The sequence below is a fragment of the [Ruminococcus] lactaris ATCC 29176 genome (genome assembly GCF_025152405.1).
Taxonomy (GTDB): domain Bacteria; phylum Bacillota; class Clostridia; order Lachnospirales; family Lachnospiraceae; genus Mediterraneibacter; species Mediterraneibacter lactaris.
In genome coordinates, this window is record NZ_CP102292.1 from 203,721 (window position 1) to 226,186 (window position 22,466).

Consider the following 22,466-nt stretch of genomic DNA (forward strand, 5'->3'; position numbering starts at 1 on the left):
TGCATTATTTTTCTTCAACTGTTCTGTGATAGATTGCTGTATGTTGATTGCTGGTATAATTAGCAATGCTTTCAGTAGCAGATTGTACTTGTAATATTCCAGTCAGTTTTTTAGCAACTTCAAGATTCGTATTTGGATACAGATGACCATAAGTGCCGAGTGTTGTCTGTATTTTTTCATGTCCTAAACGTTCCTTGATAAGTAAAGGATTTTCGCCCATGCTGATAAGCAATGAAGCGTGTGAATGTCGCAAGGCATGAATTTTAATACGATGAACACCTGCTAAATTTGACAACTTTTCCAAAGCTCTGGGAAGCGTTGTTTTACTGGTTGGAGTTCCGTTATAACTTAGTACAAGTGGACAATCGGGAAGAACCTGTTGCTGAACACTTTGCCAAGCCTTTAGCTCATTGAGTGTATCTGAATCAATATAAATAGTACGGATACTTGCCTGTGTTTTCGGCTCAACGAATTTATAGTCCGTCATTGTTCGGTAATATAATGTTTTGGTAATGCTAAGCAAGCCTGTTTCAAAATCTATGTCTGACCAATGTAATGCTGACGCTTCGCCAATTCGCATACCAGTCATAAATAATAACCAGAACGATATAAACAGATAATGTTCATAATAGTCTTTCTTACAGAGTAAGGAAATAACCTTTTGAAATTCTTCTAATGTCCAGAAATCAACTTTGGTTTTCTTGCTTTTGATATTGCCTATCATACGAGAAGGATTTTTCTTCGCAATTCCAAGAACAATAGCTCTGTCAAATGCGATAGAAAGCATTCCCTGTACGATACGAATGTAATTAGGGCTAAAATCTTTTGCAAGTTTCAACTGCCAGTTTTGAACATGGATAGGTTCGATTTCGTCTGTTTCCATTTTGTAGAAATAGGAAAAATGTTTCTTGATGGTAGTAGCACGATTAAGATAAGTGCTTTCTTTTACCTGTGTTTTATACCATGGCAGGTAGGTTTCTTCTATAAATTGCTGAAAAGAAACGCCATCTTTTTTTGTTGTTAATTCTTCGGTAGAAGCTAACACCAGTTTTGAATATTCTTCCTTTGCTTCTTTTTTCGTTCTGAATCCACTTCGGTATTTTTGTATCTGTTTTCCGGTAATGGGATTGTAGCCTAAATTAGCTCTGAAATAATAAGTCCCGTTATCTGCTTTCTTAATAGGGTCTTTTGCCATGATTTCTCTCCTTACATGATATGCAAGAAGTACAATCAATCGTTTGTGTCTGATAATGTAATCCCTAATAATTCTTCCACGGCTTCTTTGGGTACCCTGTCCAATTTACGGGATTGGTAATAAGTATGCCCTTTTTCAATCATAAGTTTTTTTGCTTTTCTTATGATGTCTGCCGAGAAAGAAGTTCCATAACCTAGTGCTATGAGGTCTTTTTTTGTTACGGTAATCATAATCCTCCTTTCCATAGACCAGATAAGGAAATCTCAATATCTTGTCTATCAGTATATCAAATGATGAGCAAAAAAGCTCTATTAAGATGATTTTTTCTTGCAAAATCGTTGTTAGATAGTTTTACAAGCAATCAGACGGCTTCGGCAAGCTCCGCTGGTATCTCAACCATTCCCATTCCTGTGGGCTGAACCGTGTCATACGGGTGTATCATTATCCTGTGTTGCAGGTCATGGCAGAACGACTTTTCCAACGGTCGCTCCCAGATCATTGCATGAATCGCTATCTCCCGATTGGAAAAGTCACGGCGTACAACCTCTGATGGCTCACTGCAAGCACAAACGTATCTGACTGCTTTATTCACTTGTCAAAGAACTGTTAGGCTCTTGTCAGCCTGTATCAATTCATTTTTGCAAATGGACTGATACAGAATGATAAGAAAAAGCGGAACAGGAAAGAGGGGAGTTTGTTAAATCATGCTCCGCTCAAATATTACTTAATGTTCGTCTATTTCAAATTCACATATCATTTTCAAAAGGGCTTCTCTGATACGTCCCTTTAATTCCATATCAACCACAATGTATACGTTACCGTATTCATCATAAAATGGGCGTAAACAACATTTTGATATGTAGGCTTCATAGAACAGCAACAGCTTTTCTATGGCGTTTTCGTTACCGTCTACGGCTGATGATATGAGAAAAAATGATGGAAGTGTGTGTTGCTTATTCTTCATTTGTTTTCTTCTCCTTTAACTGCTTTCTGATTTCTTCAAGTGAATTTCTTCTGTGCCTGTATGATGTGCTTCGGTTAATGTTCAGCTTTTCGCCTATCTCCGAATCACTCATATCCAAGAAGAAAAACATCAATACAATGTTCCGGCTCTGCTCCGGCAACTGTTTCAGTGCTTCTGCAAGTTCTTCGTCAAGTACACGGATTTCTGTACCGCACACATCGAATGTTGTATATTCACTTTCGTAATCGTCCCATACAATCAATTTCTCAACAACAATCTCTGGAAGCTCACAAAAGGATACTTCCTTTGCCTGTCGTCTGGCTAATTCCTTGCGGTAGTTACGGGCAATGCCTTTCACAACCTTTTTGAGCTTACAGTCAAACTGACACTGTATTGTCTTTTGGAAGTCTGATGGTTTCAAAATCACACCCCCTTTCTCTATAAAGTGAAAAGTATGTATCCCTCTTTCCGCACCATATCTGTACGGCAGGGTGTGATTTGTTGCAGGATTGAAAAAATTTTTTGTAAATATGAAAACAGCCTATTTGCATCAATAACAAATAGACTGTTTTTAAAACATCTGATATATGAGTTTTTAATTCATGTTCAAGGACTGATGATGTACTGAGAAAAAAACGGAATAAATTCGGTTGTTGGTATAGACTGCCTGTTTTACTTAGAATCACAAATTGCTCCTTGACCAGAGCAATCCTGTGAAAATAGAAACAGGACAGCTCTGGTTATACCAAAACCGTCCCTATATTTTTGGACATTATAAAAGAGATTACCCACAGAACGGTTTTTTTTATTTACCGAACTAGGTAATACTTTATTTGAATTTATAGTGCATATAATATGAGTTTTTAATACATTCTAATCGCACAACATGAAGTATAAACTCATGCTAGGTGATTAAAAATGAGGAAAAAGAAAGATACACACAGCTTTGATTTTCGTCCTTTAGGACTGGCAATCAGAGAAGCCAGAGAGAAAGCAGGGCTTTCCAGAAATGATTTAGGCGATAAAGTCTTTTACGGAGAACGTCATATCGCAGATATTGAAAATATCGGAAAACACCCTAGTACAAAAGTTTTTAAATAAATGGACTATATTTCTTTTCTGTAGTATACTGTTCTCATCAAATCAAAAGGAGCATTAAACTATGGGAAGAAAAGCATCCACTATTAATCTTAGCGAGGACGAACGTTTATATCTTGAAACTCAGATGCGTGCAAGAACAATTCAAGCCCAGACAGTAATTCGGGCAAGAATTTTACTACTCAAAGCAGAAGGTATTTCAGTTGACCATATTGCAGACAAAGTAGGAATGAATCGCAAAAGCGTCATGCTCTGTATCAATAAATACCTTGAGGGTGGTGTGGAAAATGCTCTGTTTGATGCACCCGGTCGTGGCAGGAATGCTGAAATAACCGATGATGAAAAAGCCTGGATAATAAATATCGCCTGTCAGAAGCCTGTCAATCTTGGATATTCAGCAGAAGTATGGACGCGTGCTCTTCTTACAAAACATATTAATAAATTTGCCGAAGAAGCAGGTCATACAAGGTTGTCAACAATCAGTCAGTCAAAGGTCCGCACAATACTGGAAGAAGCGGATATTAAGCCTAACAAAATAACTTATTACTGCGAAAATCGTGACCCTGATTTTGACCAGAAAATGCATAATGTTCTTCTTGTATATAAACAATTGTCTTTACAGTTTGACGAGAAGGGACAGCTCATTCCGTTTAAGGAGGATGAACAGGTTGTACATGTACTTTCCTATGATGAAAAACCCGGAATTCAGGCAATTGCCAATACCACAGAAGACCTCTTGCCGGATGAAAATCACAAGACGGTCAGCCGTGATTATGAATATAAACGTCTTGGAACTATTTCACTGCTTGCTGGAATCGACTTACAAACAGGGGAGGCAATTCCGCTTGTAAAAGATAAACACAGCAGCAAGGAATATATTGAGTTTCTAAAAATACTTGATTCAAAATATCCGGAGACTGACCGGATTCGTCTGGTATTGGATAATCTGAAAGTTCATTCTTCAGAGGAAACCCGAAAATACCTTGCGACAAAGCCGGGAAGATTTGAATTTGTGTTTACTCCCAAGCATGGTTCATGGTTGAATCTTGTTGAGGGATTCTTTAGTAAACTCACACGTCAGATGCTAAAAGGCATACGTGTAAAAACTAAGGATGAACTTGTGCAGCGTATCTATAGATACTTCGATGAAGTAAACGAACAACCTGTCGTATATCACTGGAAGTATAAGCTTGAAGAAATTAATTCAAGTGAAGAGGTGGTGGTTGATACGTTGCCAATTCAAAAGTCCAGTTAATTAATAACGGTTATACTAGCTTTCAGTTATTCCATGATTTAGTTACAATGTTCAATATATCTGTTGACGAGTATTTCTATCCAGCGAAGAATGTTGAGAAAAACACAGCCCGCCGTCAGATAGATTCGTCACTTGATTTATTGAGTGATAATGAATTAAAAATCATTCAAGGTACGATTGACGGTATCTTGAACAGCAGAGAGAATAAGAAGTGATTTGCTTCTTGTTTTCTCTGTTTTCCTATACAGATTCTTCAACATTTATTTGTTGATCTGCTCCGCAGGCAACAAATAAGAGCCGACTATCCTTATTTCTTTATCGTAAATTTACTTGTTACACAGTAATGAAAAAAGCCAATAGTTTGTAACTGGACTTTACAAACTATTGACTTTACATTTTGATGTCCACTCTTCAATGAATTATCATACGAATATATCTTCAATACTTTATAATTCAAGAGTAATAATAAGGCTATTGGCATGTACTTTTGCAACAATATTTCCGCCAAGAATGGCAACAAGTGTTTTTACTACCGCAAGTCCCAATCCTGTACTTCCATTATGTCTTGATTTATCGCCTGTATAAAAACGGTCAAAAAGTCGATTGCAATCAATTTCTGAACTGTCACTCATTGGATTTTCAATGGTAAATATAATATTATTATTTTCTTTCTCCATAAGTGTTATTTTTATCGTTCCAACAGAATACTTAATTGCATTTGTCAACAGATTTTGTAAAATTCGTTCTACCATATTTTTATCAGAATATACGTATATTGAATAATCTGGGAGATTTATTTCGGGTAAAATATTCTCCTTTTCTAATGCAACGGCATTTTCCGTAATTAAATTTATTAACATATTAGATATATTAAACTTTTCTTTTTCTGGAACTGTCTGCTGTTCCTCCAAAATAGAAAGGTCATAGAATGTTTCTACCAATTCTTTCATTTTTTCGGCTTTGCTAAAAATCACTTTTACACGCTGTGCTTGACTGGATTCCAAATTTTCTTTTTGCAATAATTGTAAATGACCAAGAATGACTGTAAGAGGTGTACGCAAATCATGTGATATATTAGCAACAGATTCTTTTAAATACTCTTCATTGCGTAATACGCCTGCAACAGCCTGTCGTTGTCTGATATTATATTGATTCAATATACCAGCCAGTCTTTCTAAATCTTTATCAATCAACGAAATGTCTAACATCTGCTGTGAATTTCCAGAATTCAATTCATTAACTTGATCCGCAAGATTACGGATTTGTTTTTTTAATTGAATATATCGAAATAGCAGTATTACTAAAAATATTGTTATGATAATTAAAATCCATTCTATGTTAGACATTTTCTCCACCTATTTAAAATCACATTTACAAAATTTTATCCACGAAAGCAATACCAATATACCAGACCATATACATCCTACTAAAATAGCTATCGGTTGAAAAAAGGTTTTCATGCTGACAACGATTCTGATTTGATAAGTAGGTAAAAAACCGACTGGTAATCTCAACATCATTCCATAGCCAAGATATAAGCTAAGACCAAAAATAATAATTACTGTAACCGAAGTTGCTTTTACAGCATCCTGTAAATAGCAACAAATAAGTATTGCAATTAGAAATATCGCACTATTAAGCAGACAAGAATAAATGATTGCTTTTATAATATTGTAAAAAAACATTCCCACGTCTGCAACACCAAAGCGTCCAAATTCCCTTATGCACCCTGAAACTGGATAGACAAGAGCCATAAGATTAAAAGCAATTAAATACGATATTATTTTACTTGTAAAAATTTGTTTTCTGGAATGTCCAGCACTGACCTCTAAGTTTATTGTTCTCTTAGAAAATTCCTGTCCTAAAATCAATGCAAGTATAGCCGACATGATGATAAGAAGAAACGTAGAATCATACACCATTCCATTAAAAATATCAGCAAGAGAAGAAGCAATTTCTTCTGTCGATCCCATGACCTCTGTAACATAAGTATCTGCTGTAAAAAATCCTAAAATAAATATTCCAATCATACCACACCAGTAAATAGAATTATGTAACAACTGATATTTTTCCAGTTTTAATAATTTATCCATAAAAAACACCTCCGGTTATTTCAAGTCTGTATGTAAAAAAACACTACCTGCAATGAAATATAAAATAAAATTCCATAAAAAATCTACAAGCAAGCAAAAGTTTGTCGAATAGACCTTTTGCAATGAAATTAACCTAAGTTGTCCCATTGGTATTATTCTGCTGATTATTTGTGCAGATTCACTGTTCAGCAAAAAAATCATAACAAAAAATAAAACCATTGAAACTGTCAGTGTTTTCCCCATATCACGAAAAATAAAAGCAAAAAATATCGGTAATGCACACAGTGTTATCATGGCAAACAGAGTTAGTAAAACCATAGTATATGTGCTATCATTCCAAAAAAGTTTTTCTCCAATATAAAATTGACTAATAATTCCATGTACAAATAATGGAAATACCAGAATGATAATACAACCTATTTGAGATACAATTAACTTTACTCTAAATATAGAACTTCTTTTATGTCCGGCAGTAATATAAGTATTTAAAGTTCTTCCACTAAAATCACTTCCAATGAACAATGCTATAAACACTATACTCAAAAAATAGAGTAACGGAATATTGTATAATGATGCCATAATTAAGTTTGAAGAGCGTTCTTTACTATCTAACAGCAATATGCTACTTAAAAGGAGATTGAATATTCCAATTCCCCAAAAATACCAACTGTGAAACAACTTATATAACTCAGTTTTTAGGAGATTTGACATCTTTTGTTCCTCCCTATATAGTCAAGTCTTTTTTCCTTATTTTTCAAGGGATTTTTAGTTCCATATCTCAGATGAATGAGCCAAGAAGATGGACATTTCTCTGTATCTGGTACGAAAATAGAGGGGTTGGGGTACACAAAATAAAACGTCATCATTTTCGTTCTACATGGCCTTGTGTATACCCTCCCATCTACGGCAGCGAACCTCCCGTGTCTACCAGGATCACCCGCATTTCTGCCGGGTCCTAACTTCCTTCGTCCCGCCTGTCCATAACCAGGGTGTCAGCTTAGCTCCTCTACAGGGTCATGCCCTATGGTGATTATTCCTGCCGACTACTGGCTCATTCTTTTTTGTTTTAAGTCTTACTGACCTGTTTAAGTATCAATACCTCACGGCACCTTACGGCGGACGTTTTCCCGACTCGGTCTTCATACTTCTCAGCCTTCCTGTCACAGCTGAATTCAACTCTCCGCAGCTATTTCTGAAAGTTCAATTCAACTGTGACAGAACATTACCTGTTTGTCTCTGCTTACTACGCTGCCTGCAACTGTGGCCTTCTGATATCACTCATCAGTTTCATTGGGTCATAATCCACACCCTTTGTCAGGATTGTGTAGAATACCCTAATAATCTTACATGCCACTGCTACTACTGACTGCATCTTCTTTAACGGGTTTTCTTTACGGGTTCGATAATACTCATGTATTTCCTTAAACTCAGCATTCTTCCCCACCAGTGATATCGCAGCTTCATACAGCACATATCTCAGCCGTTTTCTGCCTCTGTAGCTGATCCGGCTCTCTCCATTGTGCTTTCCGGAATCATTTGCCACGATTGCATATCCCGCCAGCTTCTGCAGCTGCTTCGGATTATCAAAACGTCCAATGTCACCTACTTCTGCAATAAATCCGCTGACTGTAATCAATCCGATTCCTTTGATTTCCATCAGTTTATCAACATATGGAATCGTCTTCAGTTTTTCCTCTATAGTTTGGAGCAGTTCCTCCATCCTTGACACATATACATCCATGTCATTCAGCAGATTCTTCAATTCAATCCTTGCCGCTTCCGGTGCTTCCTTACTTCCAACGCTATGCTCTGCAGCTGATACCAGGATCTTTGCCCTCTTCATTCCAGTGCCTCGCAGCTTCGCGTTTCTCCAAATCTGGTTTACACCGTTCACTCCAAGTATTCTGATATCCTCCGGCAATGGAGCTTCCTTGAGTATCATTCGTCCGCTGACTGCCATTAAATCCCCATAAACGTCTTTATATTCAGGAAAATAAATGGCAAACCATCTAGCGATTCGATTCTTGATTCTTGTTAGCTCTTCCTGCGTCTGGAAACGAAGATTCGATAAGCTCCTGATCTCCGCATAAATACCGGTTGGTATGTAGGGATAAGAGAAGCGTCCTTCATTGACCAGTGCCGCAATCGTCTTTGGATCCTTACGGTCATTCTTATTGGGATTGTTGTCATCCAGCTCTTTCGACTTCTTGACATGGTGCGGATTCACATGTACAGGCTTCATCCCGCTGTCCTGCAGGAATTTCCCCAGTGCAAACCAGTAATGACCGGTCGGCTCCATTCCGGGAATTACAGCTGTTTTACCTTGCTTTTCTGCGATATCTTCCACCCATGCCTTGAACATCATGAAACCCGCCTCAGTATTACTGAATTCCAGCGGCTTCTTTGTATATTCATAGTTCCGCCAATCAAATGCCCTGGCAAAATGAGTTTCACTGCCGACATCAATTCCAACAATCAAAGTTTTTTCAGTTATGGATGCAATTTTTGCGTTCTGTGTGTTACAATTCATTATAGATACCTCACTGTTTTAATAAGATTTTTTACTAACCGTCCAAAGTCAGTAATCTTATTTTACTCTGAGGTATTTCTTTTTCTCAACCTTCTTTCTTGGAATTCCCTATATTTGAATTATACAGGAAGCTCCTATTTTGCTCAAAAAATAGTCCTCCAAAGTATCGCCAGATACAGAAAGTCCTGTTACAAGAATGTGCGATTCTGCCAAAGCAGACGCAACTGTCTCTAAATCATTCAAATAATCATACAAACGAATTATGCCATCTGGCATTAGTTTAAAGTTATCTGTATGAAGATTCTCTTCCAAAACCAGAACCGTTTTCTGAACATCTGTTGTTTTAATTGCTATATGTCGTTTACACCGTTCATTTAATTCATAATCAGAAATCTCTTCTATAATTTTTCCATGGTCAATCAGAATAAATTCTGATGCTGTTTGATACAATTCTTCTAAGATATGGCTTGAAACCAAAATGGTCATACCATATTCTTTATTCAAAATTTTTAATAAATTTCTGATTTCTACAATTCCAGCAGGGTCAAGACCATTGATAGGTTCGTCTAAAATCAATAGTTCTGGTGTATTTAAAAGTGCAATCGCTATCCCCAATCGTTGACGCATACCTAATGAAAAATTGCGGACACTCTTTTTACCTGTATCTTGCAATCCAACCATATCTAATGTCCTTTTAATAACTGATTTATCTGGTATGCCGCGTTGAATACGCTGTACTTCCATATTTTGATAGGCAGTCATTGACGGGAATAGGGCAGGCGTTTCAATCATACTTCCAATTCGTTTACGCTGTTTCTGCAATTCTTCTGTTCCAGAATTTCCCCATAAAGAAAGTGTACCACTTGTTGGAAACGCAAGCCCTGTGACTAATCTTAAAAAAGTAGTCTTACCTGCTCCGTTTTGACCAATAAATCCATAAATTTTTCCTTTTTTTATTTGTAAATTTATGTGGTCTAATGCTAATGTTTGTTTATATTCTTTGGTTAAAGACTTTGCTTCTAAAATAATTGAACTCATATCCCAAACCTCCTTTACTTAAACCAGTATAACGGGCAATTTTAAAGAATTTCTTAAATCGTAATGAGAAAAGTTAAAAAAATAATAAAGCTAAGGAACGTTTAATCCTTAGCTTTATGTAGGCGGTAGCCAATGCCCCAAACAGTATCAATAAATTCTGTATCAGAGCATATCGCTTTTAATTTATTGCGTAAATTACTGATATGAACATTAAGTGTATTATCTTCAGCAATATATTCTGTATCCCAAACACTTTGAAAAAGATTCGATTTTGAAAATACTTTATCTGGATATTTCATCAACAATTCTAAAATGCCAAATTCTTTAGCGGTTAAGGATAATTCTATTCCATTCAAAAATGCTGTATTTTTCTCTAGGTCTAAAGTCAGATTGTTATATTGCAAACATTCTGTCTGGCTATTTTGAAATTGTACTCTTCGCAGATTACTTTCAATTCTGGCAAGCACTTCTTCCATATCAAAAGGTTTTGTGATATAATCGTCTGCTCCCAGACGAAGCAAGTCGATTTTATTTTGTGTAGTTTCTTTCGCTGAAATAATAATAACAGGTATCGTAAATTTCTTGCGTACATCAGATAAAATAATATCACCACTCCGATAAGGAAGCATAATATCAAGTATAATCAAATCAATTTTTTCTTTATTCAAAAAATCCAGAACATGAAGTCCATCATATTGGCAATGCACAGCATATCCTTTTTCTTTTAGAAAATCAGCCAATAACGCATTTATTTCTAAATCATCTTCAATAATCAATATTTTATTCATTAGCCTACCTCATTCCTGCAATGCTACTTTCCCATTATACATTTAAGGTTGTATTTCCTCAATACCATTGCAACCAATTATATGAGAGGGATTCTTATTTTGTCAATCTAATTGTAAGCAGAATAGTATAGATTGGATAAACAATTACCATACTATTCTGCTGTAATATTTATTCTACAATCTTCCAGTTATCGTCCTTATGTAACACAAGCTCATACTGTGAGATTTGCGTCATTTTCGACTTGTTATCCAGATACTTTACAGACACACTGACCTTGAGATTATCGCCGTCTTTGGTAAAGACAGGGTTTACCAGTTCTGAAAATACATAGTCGCCGGATACAGGAGCAAGCACACCGTCTTTGACATAGTAGGCAAGTTCCTTTTCCGTAGCTGTCGGGTACAGCTTAAAGAATGTTTCCAAGAAAGCGGTAGCGTCTTTGACTGAATCGGAGCTGACACTGACATCGGCTTCCTGTGTTTTGGGTTCATACTTTGATTTCTGTACCGCCGGAGCAAGGGTTGGATTCTGGGTAATGACCATTGCACCGTCCTTATCCACATGAACGGTCACGGTATAGTTTTCTATGACTGCCTGTGTCTGTTCTCCCTCTTTTACCTGCTGATCTACTTCGTAGGCAACGGTAAAATCGTCCGTTCCAGACTGCTTTACATTCCAGACCAGCACATTTGTAACGGTCGCACTGGTTGGTATGTCCGTTCTGATGGTATCGGCGTTCAAATCCTGTAATTCTTTGGTAAGGTATTTACTGATTTCCGTTGTCCTTGCTTCAATGGCTTCCTTGCTGGTATCCCATGAGTAGTAGGCTTTCGCAAAGTTCTTGACGAAATTTTCAATACCGTTGGTATCGTTCAATCTTAGCTGAATGATTTCTTTTTCATGTACCGTGTGGGTGTCAATAGCGGTAAAATTCTTATACACACCAAAGCTGGTGCTTGCTAAAAGCACCGCCCACAACAGCAGGACAGATTTCTTATGTGTCCCGACTTTCATGGTACGCACTTTCTTATTCTTAGGTGCTTTCTCTGTTTTTTCTTTCTTCTTAAACATATTTCAAGTCCTTTCTATTGTTTGATTCTTCCGGCACAAATGATGTGCTGTTGCCAGTAGGCAGAGGTCAAATCAGTATAGCCGATTGGATTTCCGGCATGATACATCTGATTGTTTCCCACATAGATTCCTACATGGGTTACATAGTCGCTGGTGTTGTAGGTGGAATGGAAAAAGACCAAATCGCCAGCCTGTGCCTGTGACAATGGAATATGCTGGGTTGCGTCATACTGTGCCTGTGCGGTTCGTGGCAGGCTGATTCCGGCTTTTCCGTAGCACCACTGGGTAAGACCAGAACAGTCAAAAGAGGTGTTCGGGTTACTGCCACCATAGACATATTTCCAGCCTTGATACTTCAACGCTTCATTCATAACCGCCTGTACCGTTTCGTTACTGAACTGTTTTATATTCAGATATTGGTTGACCAGCTCCACATAGAACATATTCCCGTAGTTATAACGCCAGCCACCATTTTTGCTGACCGCTATCGGGTTCGTATAGGTCACTTTTGTACCGCCGGATTTATTCTTTGCGAAATTCTCTGCAAGGTTGAAGCTGTGCTTTTCCCCGTTCTTCGCCACATAGTCTGCATAGCCACCACCATAGTTATAAGATTGAATGACCACGTTAATGTCATTCATGCCTTTTGCTTTACAGGAAGAAAGCAGGGACGCAAAATATTTACACCCCTGCTTAATGGATTCTTCTGTACTTAAGGAGTTTGGCGGTAGTCCCAGACTTTCACTGGACTGCATGACATCAATAGCCGTACCGCCACTTTCCACCTGTATGATGGCAAGCAGGACGTTCACATACTCCGAAATACCGTTTTCTCTGGCGTATCTTTCTACCATCGGCTGATGTTTGAGGACATCGGCTGACAGGTTCATGCCAGAATAGACAGGCGAATAGCTGTTTGAATTGTCGTCATGTTCGCCGGAAATCAGTATCCCGAAAAAGAGGACGAGGGAGAAAAGGACTGGGAATATCGTACCTATGATAAGGATACGCTTTAATCTCATTTCTTCCGTCCTTTCTCTGGTTGCTTCGTAACAGTCTTACGATTTTGTTTTTGGTTGACCTGTTTCTGTACGGTTGTTTTCTTTTGATTACTTCTGGATTCCGCTACGTTTGACTGATTCGTTCTGGCAACAGATTTGACCTGTTGTTCCTGTCTGATATTGGTTCGGACGGTTTCTTTTCCAGCCTTGATTTCTGCATTTTTTATCACAGGAGAAGTAGCAGGACGTTTCATATCCGGCTTCGTAACTATATCGGTCTGTGCTGGTTTTGGAACAGGTGTGGCAACAGGGCGTTCATGGCTTCTGGTAGCTCCGGCTGTCGCTGATCCATTCGCATGAACTGTCTGCTTTGCTTCCTGTGCTTTCTGTAATTCATGTTTTTTCTGTGAGATATTTTCCCTGTGCAGGTTTCGTTTCTGTGTACGTTGTTCCTGTCGGTTTTCCCGTTCTTCCACAACGCCACGTTTAAAGTCTGATACATTATCCTTTGCTTTCTGTTTGGCAGAGTGGACGGCATAACCAGCCTGTGTCGGCAGGTCTTTCACATTTTCTTTCAGAGAGGAAGCACTGTCACGGACTTTATTTTTCGTATCCATCACAGCACCGACAGCAGAACCGACACGGCTTCCCATGCTGGCAGAAGTATTTTCCCGTTTCTTTGGCGGTTGGTTCGTTGCTGGCTTTCCGGCTCTGGCAACACTTGCACCTGCCACCGTACCTGCAACACTTCCAGCACCGACAGCTCTTGCAATTCGGCGTTCCATACGTCTTGCCCTGTGTCGCATGAACACCATCGGTCTACGGAAAATCCGGCGACCTATCTGCTGGCTGTCATTGGCATTAAGGCTGAACATACTCATTAGCTCTCCGAGCTTCATGTAGATTCCGGCAAAACAGATTATCTGCAAAAACGCCACCATGAAGAACGGATAATCTGTGGAAATGTTGTAGAACATACTGGAAATCGAAAATGCCACGGTCACAATCAGCGTGATTCCAGCTCTTGTCATAATGGCGTTGAATACACGGACAACTGCCTGTTTCGCCATGTTCTCATAGGTCGGTATCATGGACAGTAAAAAGCTGACAGGCAAAAACATGGCATATATGATAAAAAGTATCTGGGAAAATAACATCATGCCGGTAAGCAGGAAGATAAAGATTGTGATACCGAGATTGAAAATGAGCAGGAAGAACACCATGCCAAGACGGTTGACGACCTGTGGAATGGTAAGGTTGTCATTGTCGTTATCCTCAATCTCTGTTTTCACAATATTTTCCCTTGTTTCCCCATCATCATCGGACGGGCTGGCAGATACCAGAGCTTCTACACGGTCAGTCCCGATTTCTTCGGTATCGCTGTTCCCGAACTGCAACAACAGCCACGGTTTTTCTACCTGTATCGCAAAAAGGCTGTCACGGATAAGGTCTACGCTGTCCTTGCCTTTGCTTTGTGAATCTGGGAGCATGATTTTTGTCCCCAAGTCCAGAGAAGCGGTGCTGATGTCCGAACTGAAATCATTGATTTTCTGGATATAATTGGGAGCATAAGCAATAAAGGACGCAGACACGATGAACACCACCACAAAGTTGATAACAGCGTGAAGTGCTTTGCTTGTTTCCCGTTTGAGAAGCCCTGTATAGGCGGTGTAAACACCTACAATCAGAATGATAATGAGCAGGAATCCCACATAGAATCCACTGCTGGAAAATCCGTTTTCGGTCACTCCGGCAAGTGTCTGGATACTTTTCCCGATACTGTCTGCCATGTCATTGATGAAGTCCAGCTTATACGCCTGTTGCACCACATATCCTGTGGCATTGCTAAGATACAGGCTGATTGTCCAGACAAAGTTTGTGATACAGTAAAGCCCGTACTGCACCGATTTTCCAATGCCGTCCAGCCAGTTCCACGGAAGCCATGACCAGCTATTGTCCACGTAAAAATCAAGCTGATAATTGGAAAGCGGATACTTTGAATACAGGTTGCCTGCATTGACCGTATCATCGACCAGTCCAGACGCATGAGCTACCGTCCCAAGCAGGGACAGCAGTACCAGCGTGACGGTCACGGCAAGCAGAACCTGTTTCAGTACATGGAATACCTTTTCTTTTGTGACAGATTTCATCATTCCAAATCCACCTCACTTTTTATCGGCGGTCTGGTATCAAAGGCATGGAGTAGTTCTACAAAGACAGGGTGTATCTGTACCACACCGACACGCCCGTATAAATCCTGCATTAAGCATTGCCCGTTCTCCAAATCCCTCAACCGTTTCTGGTTATTTTCGTCCTCACTGTCCAGCCCGAAAAACTCTAAGGTCTGCTTGATTTCATTGGTATCTGTGGAGCGGAACGCAAACTTTAAGCCGATGTTATTTTTCAGACTTTCTTTCGATACGTCCCCAGAGCTTTGTGTCACGAAATATACTCCGGCGTTCATGGCTCTACCAGCACGCACCAGCTTGTTTGAGAGTGTTTCTCCCTGTGCCACATTTAAGAACGCCCATGCTTCGTCCAAGTCCACGATTTTGAAAATGCTTCGGTCACTGTGAATGAAGTCAAGGGCAAAGGTACTGATAACAATTAAGATGGATACCGACAACAGTTCAATGGTCGTGTATTCCTCAAAGGTGGTATCCTTATCCGGCAGAACCAAATCTGCAACCTGTATAATGTTGAGCTGGTTATCCAGACTGATTGCATTTTCCACCGAACCGTCCGAGAACAGAAGCTGTGCAAAATCATAGTCCGTAAAACTTTCGATATGGTCTGCAATGTTACGGGATACGGCGGTATCCTCTTTTCGCAGTTCCTCAATGACCTGCAACAGCCCGTGGTTCTGATTCTGGGATACCGTGCGGACAGCTTTTCTAAGGACAGGAAACTTTTCGCCGTCCCTTGAAGAAATTCCTGTAAGGAATGTCAGAATGTCAATGGCAAGACTTTCAGCGTCCTTGACATCTTTCATAATCACATACGGGTCTAACAGCCCTTGATTGCTGGAATCACTGGTAATGTTTACAATATTGATTTCCTCTGCAATCTCCGGCAGTGTTTCTTTCCAGTTTCCACGCTCACTTTTCGGGTCTAGGATAACTGCCTGTCCACCGAACAGGACGGAATAATACACCAGCAGGTTATTACAGAATGACTTTCCACCACCAAGCGAACCCACAAAGGCAGAAGCCAACGCATTTGTGACCGTACCTTTTACCCCTTGACTGGCAAGGGACGGTTGCAGGTAGACATTTCTTCCCGTATCCACGGAATATCCGATATAGATTCCTGTATTTTCTCCCAACATCTGGGTAGCACCGAAACCAAGTCCGGCTAAAAAGTCGGATTTCACATACTGGATATAATCATTGATATAACGTTTGCTGGCTGGAAGAAACTCTCCATGCAGTCCCATCATATCTCCGGCAGGACGTACCAGCTTCACGTTCAAATCATCGTAAAAGTCCTTGACTTCATCACAACGGCGTTTCAGTTCGTCAAGATCGGGTGCAGACACCCGTATGACGTAACTTAACTTATACATACTTTCCTTGCTCTGGTCTAAATCTGTTTCCAGTTCATCGACACTGTCCAAGGCTTCCACCACATTTGAACTTGTTTCGTTTCCGGCTTGATAGGCGTGATTATCCAAGTCCTTTAATTCCTTTTTCTTGTTACGGACAGTGGTTAAGGCTTTCTTATTTCCCACAATCTCAACATTCATGGACGTATCCACAGGGAATGTGAACTGCTGTTGCTGGAAATAAAAGATTTCCGATGATGGGAAGTCCAGCTCCCCGACAATGGCATTGACCGTAAAGTAGGATACATAACTTTCGCTGTCCTCATGTTCCAGACGCAAATATCGCTGGCTTTCTTCCACCACGCAACGGGTAGGACGGATAAGGTCATAATACTTAATCAGTGTTTCTCTTTTTAATTTTCTTTTTGGCAGAGGATACACATAATCTTCATAAGCTATCCCGTCCCTGCCGTAGAGGTGTTCCATCAGATAGGCAAAATCTTTGGCTTCCAGTCGGCGGATTTTGAATCTACGGGAGATTTTGTTTTCCAGCAGTTTTTCCATCTTCGCATAACGGTTGATTTCATCATTGCCCATGGAAACAAAGTCATTCATCAGCGTGTGCCTTACCTCATTCAAAAACTCACGGAATGTCAGAAATACCGATTTTTTGATGTTCTTCAGATTGACTTCGTCCTCTGTGACCATGAGCTTGAATCCCAGAAAGAAACGGTAATCCACTTGATTGTCGCCTATCATAGATACAAGGGCTTCGGTCTGGTCGTCTATTTTCTGATAGGCGACTTCCTTTAATTTCCCCGTTACCAGCTTCTTTGACTGTTCCTGTATGCTTCGGATTGAGCTTTCGGTTGCAATCTGCAATGCATGAATCTTTCCCTCACGGGACTGTGCGATAAGCTGACGGAAGCTGTCATGCACAAGGTATTTCTGTTCTGGGGATAAGAATGAATAATTGTACGGTATCAGCTCATAGTAGGCGAACACCTCATTGTCCTTATTCCAGACAAGGTTATTGTCGATATATTTAATCGGGAACATAGGTCACACTCCTTACTGCCGTGATAGTTTCCTCAAATTTCTGCTTATGCAGGTTCACGGCTTTTCCGGCATAAGTCACTTTGGGACGCAGAGCATACAGCACCATCGTCTTGATGTAACTGTATGGCTTTTTCCCGTCAAAGGTTTTCTGTGACATAAACCATGTGAGGGCAACGGGAATCCCGAAATATTTTAAAAATGCTCCCTCAATCATGGAAAGTGGCGGTACATCTGCAAACAGAATGATGATAAATTCCGTCAGTACAAACCATGTAATCTGGGTAAAGGTCACAGGAAATGGCAGGTTTACATCATTGATGGCATACAGTACCTTTTCCACGTTCCAGATACTTGTATAACTTCGGATTTTCTTCACTTGTAAATGCTCCTTTCTTCATTTTCATAACAACAGGGACAGCCGGATTTCCAGACTGTCCCCAAGAAAAAGCTGACAGTAGCACCAGTGGCGGTGCTGATCTGCCAGCCCTTAACGCAGTACCTCACAGATACCAGCGTTTGTTGCAATAAATGTCCCCTCTATATCGAGGTCACGCCCGTAGGCTTCATAGTCGATATAGTTCTGTAAAGAGGACGGGATTTCTCCGAGTATCTGTTCTTCATCAATCAGATAGTAGGCTAAATCGGTCATCGTTTCACAGCCGGAATACAGAATGATGTCGTCCTTATGTTCCACCAGTTCTTCCAGACTTCCATAGCAGGATACGAAACTGTCCAAGTCGTCCAGCAGGTAATCTGGTAATTCTTCCAACTGCTCATAGATACGGTTCAGTTCTTCGATGGAAGTATATTCGCTAATCTCCATCGGGAAGTTGTCCGTATCATGGATTGCGTATTCTTCGTACTCAGCATTTAAGCCGATACGTTCTGCAATCACTTCTTCGTCCAATGGAAAAGAGAACCAGTCCCCGACCAGTTCTCCCTCATTGTACTTGCCAAGATTGGCTATATAGACTTGCATATCATCAATCATAAGCGGTTCACTTCCTTTCACTCATTGTATTCATAAAATCTGCCATGCACACATAAGAAATGTTCTGATGTTTTTTCCATATCTGAACAGTTCCGATGGTATGTAATATTGCAAAGTCCGGCTTCCAGCTCTTGCAGGTTTGAAAAAAATTCTCTTTGAATTGCAGGTATATCTTCGGGTGGGATTTCACTCTCCGAAATCGCAAGGCAGATATTGTTTAACAGGTCAAGGTCTGTATCTTGCAGGATTTCAAAAGGAAAATCATAATCACTGATAAGATAACGGTCACTGTCCGGCGGTAAGCCAATGGATTGTTTTAATGCTTCTATGTTGCAGGGAAGTGTAAACCATGCACAGCCTGTATCTTTTTCCTGTTCATCAAGATTGATAACAAATACTTTCATTTCTGCCATAAGCAATACCACCTGTCAAAGTTTGAACATACCGTTGTTGCAGAGAGCATAACGTCCTTTTTCTTCCAGTTCATGGGCGTAGGCTTCCAGATTAAAGTATTTCTTTCCTTTTTCGGATAGAGCAGAAAATTCAATGTTATGCTCCAAGCGGTAACGGGCAACGTCCACGATGTTGTGGCACTCTGGATAAAACAGAAATTCTTCCGACTTCTGCAATAAATCCTCAACACCGCCACAATAGGAAATCAACTCTTTATAAGCCTGCTGAACCTCTGTCGATAAATCCGTGTAAGCAAAGTACAGCTTGTTTAACCGTCTGACAGAAGTTGACCTTACAATGTCGCCAGCAAAGGGGAGCTTCATATCAATGATTTGATAATCATTGCTGTCAGCTTCCACACCGAGCAGGTCACGGAACAGCTCATAATCAATGGGTAAATCAAACCAGCGAGAGGTTTTATCCTCTGCTGATTTGGTCGTTTCAATCAATACGCTACATTCTTCCATCGTAATTCAGTCCTTTCTTCTAATTTTGAGTATGAAAAAAGCAGTCGATCATAACTGAAAGACTGCTTAACTCTAAAACAATATTAAAGCGTTTCTTCTTTTAAATTCTGACTCAAAAGGGATTTTAACTCTTTTACATCATTTTCAGACAAATCATTTTGATTAACAAGAACCATTTCATTTTTTATTGTTCTGATATATATGTAATTTCTGAAAATCCCCCAACATTTAAAGGCGTTCCAATGATTAGTCCCGTTACCGATATCAGAACTAACTGTAATACCATCGGTATCAAAACAATATTCACGTTTTCCCGAAGTCAGTTTATTATCCATCTTTGAATGAACAATATTTATTACTTTTTTCTGAAATGTGTTAGCTCCGTTTATGATAATCCAGATAAAGAAAACCGAAAATAATAATCCAATAATACCATATCCAATACGACTATTCATAAAACAAAGAATCGTATATATTAACATTATGACAGCCATCACAGACGATAACCCTGTTGCAAATTTACGTTTCTTTACATTTTTATCACTGGCTAAAACGATTTCTTTTAAAATATCTTGTTCTTGCTGTCCGATTTCAATACTGTATCTAACCATAATAAGAATCTCCTTTAAACATTTTAATGATATTAGTATATTACCACAAGTTTGTGTTCAAAATGTGGGATTCTTAATTTTACGCTCCAATAATCTTATTAAATAACTGTAACAATACGTCTTTTACGCCGGACGCATTGAATACAAGACCAACGGCGACTAAGGCAACTACCAAGAATCCGATAAGTTTGGAAAACTCACGCTTGAATCCCAAGTAGATTCCGATAACAACAATCGCCATCAGCACAAGGCTCTGTGCGTTGCTTAAAAACCAGTTATAAAGGTTCTGTCCAAAATTCATGCTTTCTTTTCTCCTTTCAGTTCCATCATTTTTCTGTCAGACTGTCTGCCAGCCTGTAAAATACACATGGCAATCACGCCAACTGTTCCACCTAAAGAGAAGAACAGGAAGTCAAATAATAATCGTTGCATTTTTCAATTCTCCTTTTCCAAAATCACATCTTCGGTAGATGTAGTCTGTTGTTCGATTATCTTGTAGTGCTTTTCCGTCAGTTTTGTGGATTTACGGATTTCTTTCAGATAATCAATGCCTGTTTTCGCTGTGATTGTTTCCAGCATTTTGAGTGTCGGGTCAACCTGCCGTTGAATCCAGCGTAGGGTTCTGTCCAGTGTGTAGGGTTCGGGTTTGGTCGTGAGCTTTAACGGCTCTCTGTTTTCCCCGATGAACCACGCCCAGCGGACAGATAATTTCCAGTCGCTCCGTTTCTTGTCTGCTTCCTTATCCACAAAGCGTACATAACGGTTGATAATAGAAAATGCCGTCCGTTCAGCGTCATAGTAAGTCAGCAGGTCACGGACAGCATAATAAGCACGTTCATTTTTTAACCGTATTTCAAATCTGTTTTTTATCGGTGCTTCCTCAATGGGAATCCCAAGTTTGATGTACTGCTCATAGCTTTTTTCATAAACACAGAAGTACACCTCACTTTTCAATGAGCCGATATAAAGTGTATAGCCCATACCAGCCTTGTCCTGTTCCTCATGCTTGACCAGTTCGCCGGAAGCATAGGACTTAAAGGAACGGAACACCGATACACATTCCTCATTCCGGCATTTTTCGGTCAGTTCTGGAATATCCAACATTCCTGTATGGTCATTGATGGCAAGGTCAAGGCGTTTCATCACACCACCGTCCACCAGAGCGTCCATAAGGAAATCATACCAGCTCCGTTCCTGTGCCAGCAGATAACTTTCAAACTGGCGACAGCCTTTTCCTTTCAGTTCCAGCAGGACACCTTTTTCTTCATCGGGAGAAGTATATACGAAAATATCTCCGATGTAGTAGTGTTCTGTATAACTGTAATGCCCGAAGTCCTCATGTATCATGTACTGGATATTGAGCTGTAAAATATCCTTGATGATGTGTCCAATATCCAGTGTCGGAAACCGTATCCTCACATAATCAAACAGCATGGTAAGCGGTGCTTCTGGATTGAATCTTTCCAGAGCTTCCAAAAGTTTTACTTTCATTTCTTCTGTGACCGCCACCTTGCCGGATTCGATACGGCTTAAATGTTCACGGCTGATTCCAGCCATGACCGCAAGTTTCGTCTGGGATACACCGTACTGCAAACGCCTGTCTGCAAAATCCTGTATCCACTCTGTATCATTCAGTGCGATACCCCCTTTACAGAAAACTGTGACATTTTTAGTCCGATGTCACAGCAATAAAAAAAGCTACCAAACGCTTGATTTCAGCCAAGAATCGGTAACTTTTGTGTATGTTTCCTTGTGATTTGTGCCCCTCTGTTAGATACCGAGGGGCTATTGTCTGCTGGCGTGGCTACCGCCACACCAGCAAGGCTAGTCCGTACCTGTGGCTTTCGCTTCGCACGCCACCTGTCCGTCCTGCCTTATGTGTGCAATCAGTCCATTTCCAGAGTAAATTTTTCTGGATTGTCCACAATATTGTATGTGCCGTCTATCTGGTTCTCCTGCCGATAGGAAAAGCTAAATGCCGAGTTGCCGGATTCAGCGTCTTTCTGGTTCTTGTAGACCGTAACAGAAAGTGCGTGGGGAATCTGAATATCATAACTGAAACGGACACTGTGAAAAGAGTTGTCCCTGCATTTTTCAAATATTTGTTCCGCACATTTCTGTTGATCGGTCACGACCAAAGTGTTGAGTATGACCGACACCCGTAGCTCATAATGGTTATCAGAGCCAGAGCCAGACGAAGAAGATACGTCCATCTGTCGTCCCAATTGCAGGTAAAACAGGATTCCTGCCAAGAGCAGAAGTATAGTGATTACTATAATTATTGTCCGTTTTCTTATCATTTTAATT

26 protein-coding genes are annotated in these 22,466 nt (G+C 39.8%); 3 read left to right on the forward strand and 23 right to left on the reverse strand.

Annotated elements, in window-relative coordinates; translation table 11 throughout:
• Positions 1–4: 4 nt before the first annotated feature.
• From NQ541_RS00945 to NQ541_RS00960, 4 genes are all read right to left on the reverse strand, one after another.
• Entirely contained in the window at positions 5–1,195 is a 1,191-nt protein-coding gene (locus tag NQ541_RS00945) for a site-specific integrase (protein WP_005611123.1), read from the reverse strand.
• A 35-nt stretch (positions 1,196–1,230) separates the two neighbouring features.
• Positions 1,231–1,425, reverse strand: a complete 195-nt coding sequence (locus NQ541_RS00950) for a DUF3173 domain-containing protein (protein ID WP_009265203.1) — start codon at positions 1,423–1,425, stop codon at positions 1,231–1,233.
• Between the two features lie 494 nt (positions 1,426–1,919).
• Positions 1,920–2,159 (reverse strand): helix-turn-helix domain-containing protein, encoded by a 240-nt coding sequence (locus NQ541_RS00955; RefSeq protein WP_005423216.1) that lies wholly within the window; start codon positions 2,157–2,159, stop codon positions 1,920–1,922.
• Positions 2,149–2,580 carry an RNA polymerase sigma factor gene (locus NQ541_RS00960; protein WP_044940673.1) on the reverse strand — a complete coding sequence of 144 codons (432 nt, stop codon included), beginning with the start codon at positions 2,578–2,580 and terminating at the stop codon, positions 2,149–2,151. The genes NQ541_RS00955 and NQ541_RS00960 overlap by 11 nt, the downstream gene beginning before the upstream one ends.
• A 497-nt stretch (positions 2,581–3,077) precedes the next feature.
• Here NQ541_RS00960 and NQ541_RS00965 point away from each other — a divergent pair, with 497 nt between their 5' ends.
• The 3 genes from NQ541_RS00965 to NQ541_RS00975 all read left to right on the forward strand — a co-directional run bounded on the left by NQ541_RS00965 (position 3,078) and on the right by NQ541_RS00975 (position 4,727).
• On the forward strand, positions 3,078–3,260 hold the full coding sequence (locus NQ541_RS00965) for a helix-turn-helix domain-containing protein (protein WP_005611119.1): 183 nt from the start codon (positions 3,078–3,080) through the stop codon (positions 3,258–3,260).
• Positions 3,261–3,321: 61 nt separating this feature from the next.
• Complete coding sequence (locus NQ541_RS00970) at positions 3,322–4,512, forward strand: IS630 family transposase (RefSeq protein ID WP_005609147.1); 1,191 nt, start codon at positions 3,322–3,324, stop codon at positions 4,510–4,512.
• Between the two features lie 47 nt (positions 4,513–4,559).
• The gene (locus tag NQ541_RS00975; protein WP_005611117.1) at positions 4,560–4,727 is read left to right on the forward strand and encodes a hypothetical protein; all 168 of its coding nucleotides are present in this window, start codon (positions 4,560–4,562) and stop codon (positions 4,725–4,727) included.
• Positions 4,728–4,958: 231 nt separating this feature from the next.
• On the opposite strand, the gene NQ541_RS00980 is transcribed toward NQ541_RS00975, so the two are convergent.
• From NQ541_RS00980 to NQ541_RS01070, 19 genes are all read right to left on the reverse strand, one after another.
• Positions 4,959–5,858, reverse strand: coding sequence for a sensor histidine kinase (locus tag NQ541_RS00980; RefSeq protein ID WP_035403270.1), 900 nt, complete (start codon positions 5,856–5,858; stop codon positions 4,959–4,961).
• Positions 5,859–5,867: 9 nt separating this feature from the next.
• Positions 5,868–6,605 (reverse strand): ABC transporter permease, encoded by a 738-nt coding sequence (locus NQ541_RS00985; protein WP_005611112.1) that lies wholly within the window; start codon positions 6,603–6,605, stop codon positions 5,868–5,870.
• 15 nt (positions 6,606–6,620) lie between these two features.
• Positions 6,621–7,316 carry an ABC transporter permease gene (locus NQ541_RS00990; protein ID WP_005611110.1) on the reverse strand — a complete coding sequence of 232 codons (696 nt, stop codon included), beginning with the start codon at positions 7,314–7,316 and terminating at the stop codon, positions 6,621–6,623.
• A gap of 532 nt (positions 7,317–7,848) precedes the next feature.
• Positions 7,849–9,135, reverse strand: a complete 1,287-nt coding sequence (locus NQ541_RS00995; protein WP_005608692.1) for an IS110 family RNA-guided transposase — start codon at positions 9,133–9,135, stop codon at positions 7,849–7,851.
• 108 nt (positions 9,136–9,243) lie between these two features.
• Positions 9,244–10,173, reverse strand: a complete 930-nt coding sequence (locus NQ541_RS01000; protein ID WP_005611108.1) for an ABC transporter ATP-binding protein — start codon at positions 10,171–10,173, stop codon at positions 9,244–9,246.
• Between the two features lie 101 nt (positions 10,174–10,274).
• Entirely contained in the window at positions 10,275–10,961 is a 687-nt protein-coding gene (locus NQ541_RS01005) for a response regulator transcription factor (RefSeq protein ID WP_005342931.1), read from the reverse strand.
• Between the two features lie 169 nt (positions 10,962–11,130).
• Positions 11,131–12,033, reverse strand: coding sequence for a conjugal transfer protein (locus NQ541_RS01010; protein WP_005611106.1), 903 nt, complete (start codon positions 12,031–12,033; stop codon positions 11,131–11,133).
• A gap of 14 nt (positions 12,034–12,047) precedes the next feature.
• Positions 12,048–13,055, reverse strand: a complete 1,008-nt coding sequence (locus tag NQ541_RS01015; RefSeq protein ID WP_005611104.1) for a bifunctional lytic transglycosylase/C40 family peptidase — start codon at positions 13,053–13,055, stop codon at positions 12,048–12,050.
• Positions 13,052–15,187 (reverse strand): CD3337/EF1877 family mobilome membrane protein, encoded by a 2,136-nt coding sequence (locus NQ541_RS01020; protein WP_005611102.1) that lies wholly within the window; start codon positions 15,185–15,187, stop codon positions 13,052–13,054. Before NQ541_RS01020 ends, NQ541_RS01015 begins: the two co-directional genes overlap by 4 nt.
• A complete protein-coding gene (gene tcpF / locus NQ541_RS01025; RefSeq protein WP_005611100.1) occupies positions 15,184–17,637 on the reverse strand; it encodes a conjugal transfer ATPase TcpF in 2,454 nt (817 codons plus the stop codon). The genes NQ541_RS01020 and tcpF overlap by 4 nt, the downstream gene beginning before the upstream one ends.
• Positions 17,624–18,013, reverse strand: coding sequence for a conjugal transfer protein (locus tag NQ541_RS01030; protein WP_005611098.1), 390 nt, complete (start codon positions 18,011–18,013; stop codon positions 17,624–17,626). Before NQ541_RS01030 ends, tcpF begins: the two co-directional genes overlap by 14 nt.
• A gap of 111 nt (positions 18,014–18,124) precedes the next feature.
• On the reverse strand, positions 18,125–18,628 hold the full coding sequence (locus tag NQ541_RS01035; RefSeq protein ID WP_040015616.1) for an antirestriction protein ArdA: 504 nt from the start codon (positions 18,626–18,628) through the stop codon (positions 18,125–18,127).
• A 17-nt stretch (positions 18,629–18,645) separates the two neighbouring features.
• Positions 18,646–19,041 (reverse strand): hypothetical protein, encoded by a 396-nt coding sequence (locus NQ541_RS01040; protein ID WP_005611096.1) that lies wholly within the window; start codon positions 19,039–19,041, stop codon positions 18,646–18,648.
• A gap of 15 nt (positions 19,042–19,056) precedes the next feature.
• A complete protein-coding gene (locus tag NQ541_RS01045; protein ID WP_005611094.1) occupies positions 19,057–19,548 on the reverse strand; it encodes an antirestriction protein ArdA in 492 nt (163 codons plus the stop codon).
• Positions 19,549–19,631: 83 nt separating this feature from the next.
• Complete coding sequence (locus NQ541_RS01050; protein WP_005334889.1) at positions 19,632–20,159, reverse strand: YcxB family protein; 528 nt, start codon at positions 20,157–20,159, stop codon at positions 19,632–19,634.
• Positions 20,160–20,238: 79 nt separating this feature from the next.
• Entirely contained in the window at positions 20,239–20,460 is a 222-nt protein-coding gene (locus tag NQ541_RS01055; RefSeq protein WP_004844214.1) for a hypothetical protein, read from the reverse strand.
• Complete coding sequence (locus NQ541_RS01060; protein WP_005611092.1) at positions 20,457–20,591, reverse strand: DUF3789 domain-containing protein; 135 nt, start codon at positions 20,589–20,591, stop codon at positions 20,457–20,459. Before NQ541_RS01060 ends, NQ541_RS01055 begins: the two co-directional genes overlap by 4 nt.
• A gap of 3 nt (positions 20,592–20,594) precedes the next feature.
• On the reverse strand, positions 20,595–21,800 hold the full coding sequence (gene mobT / locus NQ541_RS01065) for a MobT family relaxase (RefSeq protein WP_049931265.1): 1,206 nt from the start codon (positions 21,798–21,800) through the stop codon (positions 20,595–20,597).
• A gap of 245 nt (positions 21,801–22,045) precedes the next feature.
• Positions 22,046–22,459 carry a hypothetical protein gene (locus tag NQ541_RS01070; protein WP_005611089.1) on the reverse strand — a complete coding sequence of 138 codons (414 nt, stop codon included), beginning with the start codon at positions 22,457–22,459 and terminating at the stop codon, positions 22,046–22,048.
• Positions 22,460–22,466: the final 7 nt, after the last annotated feature.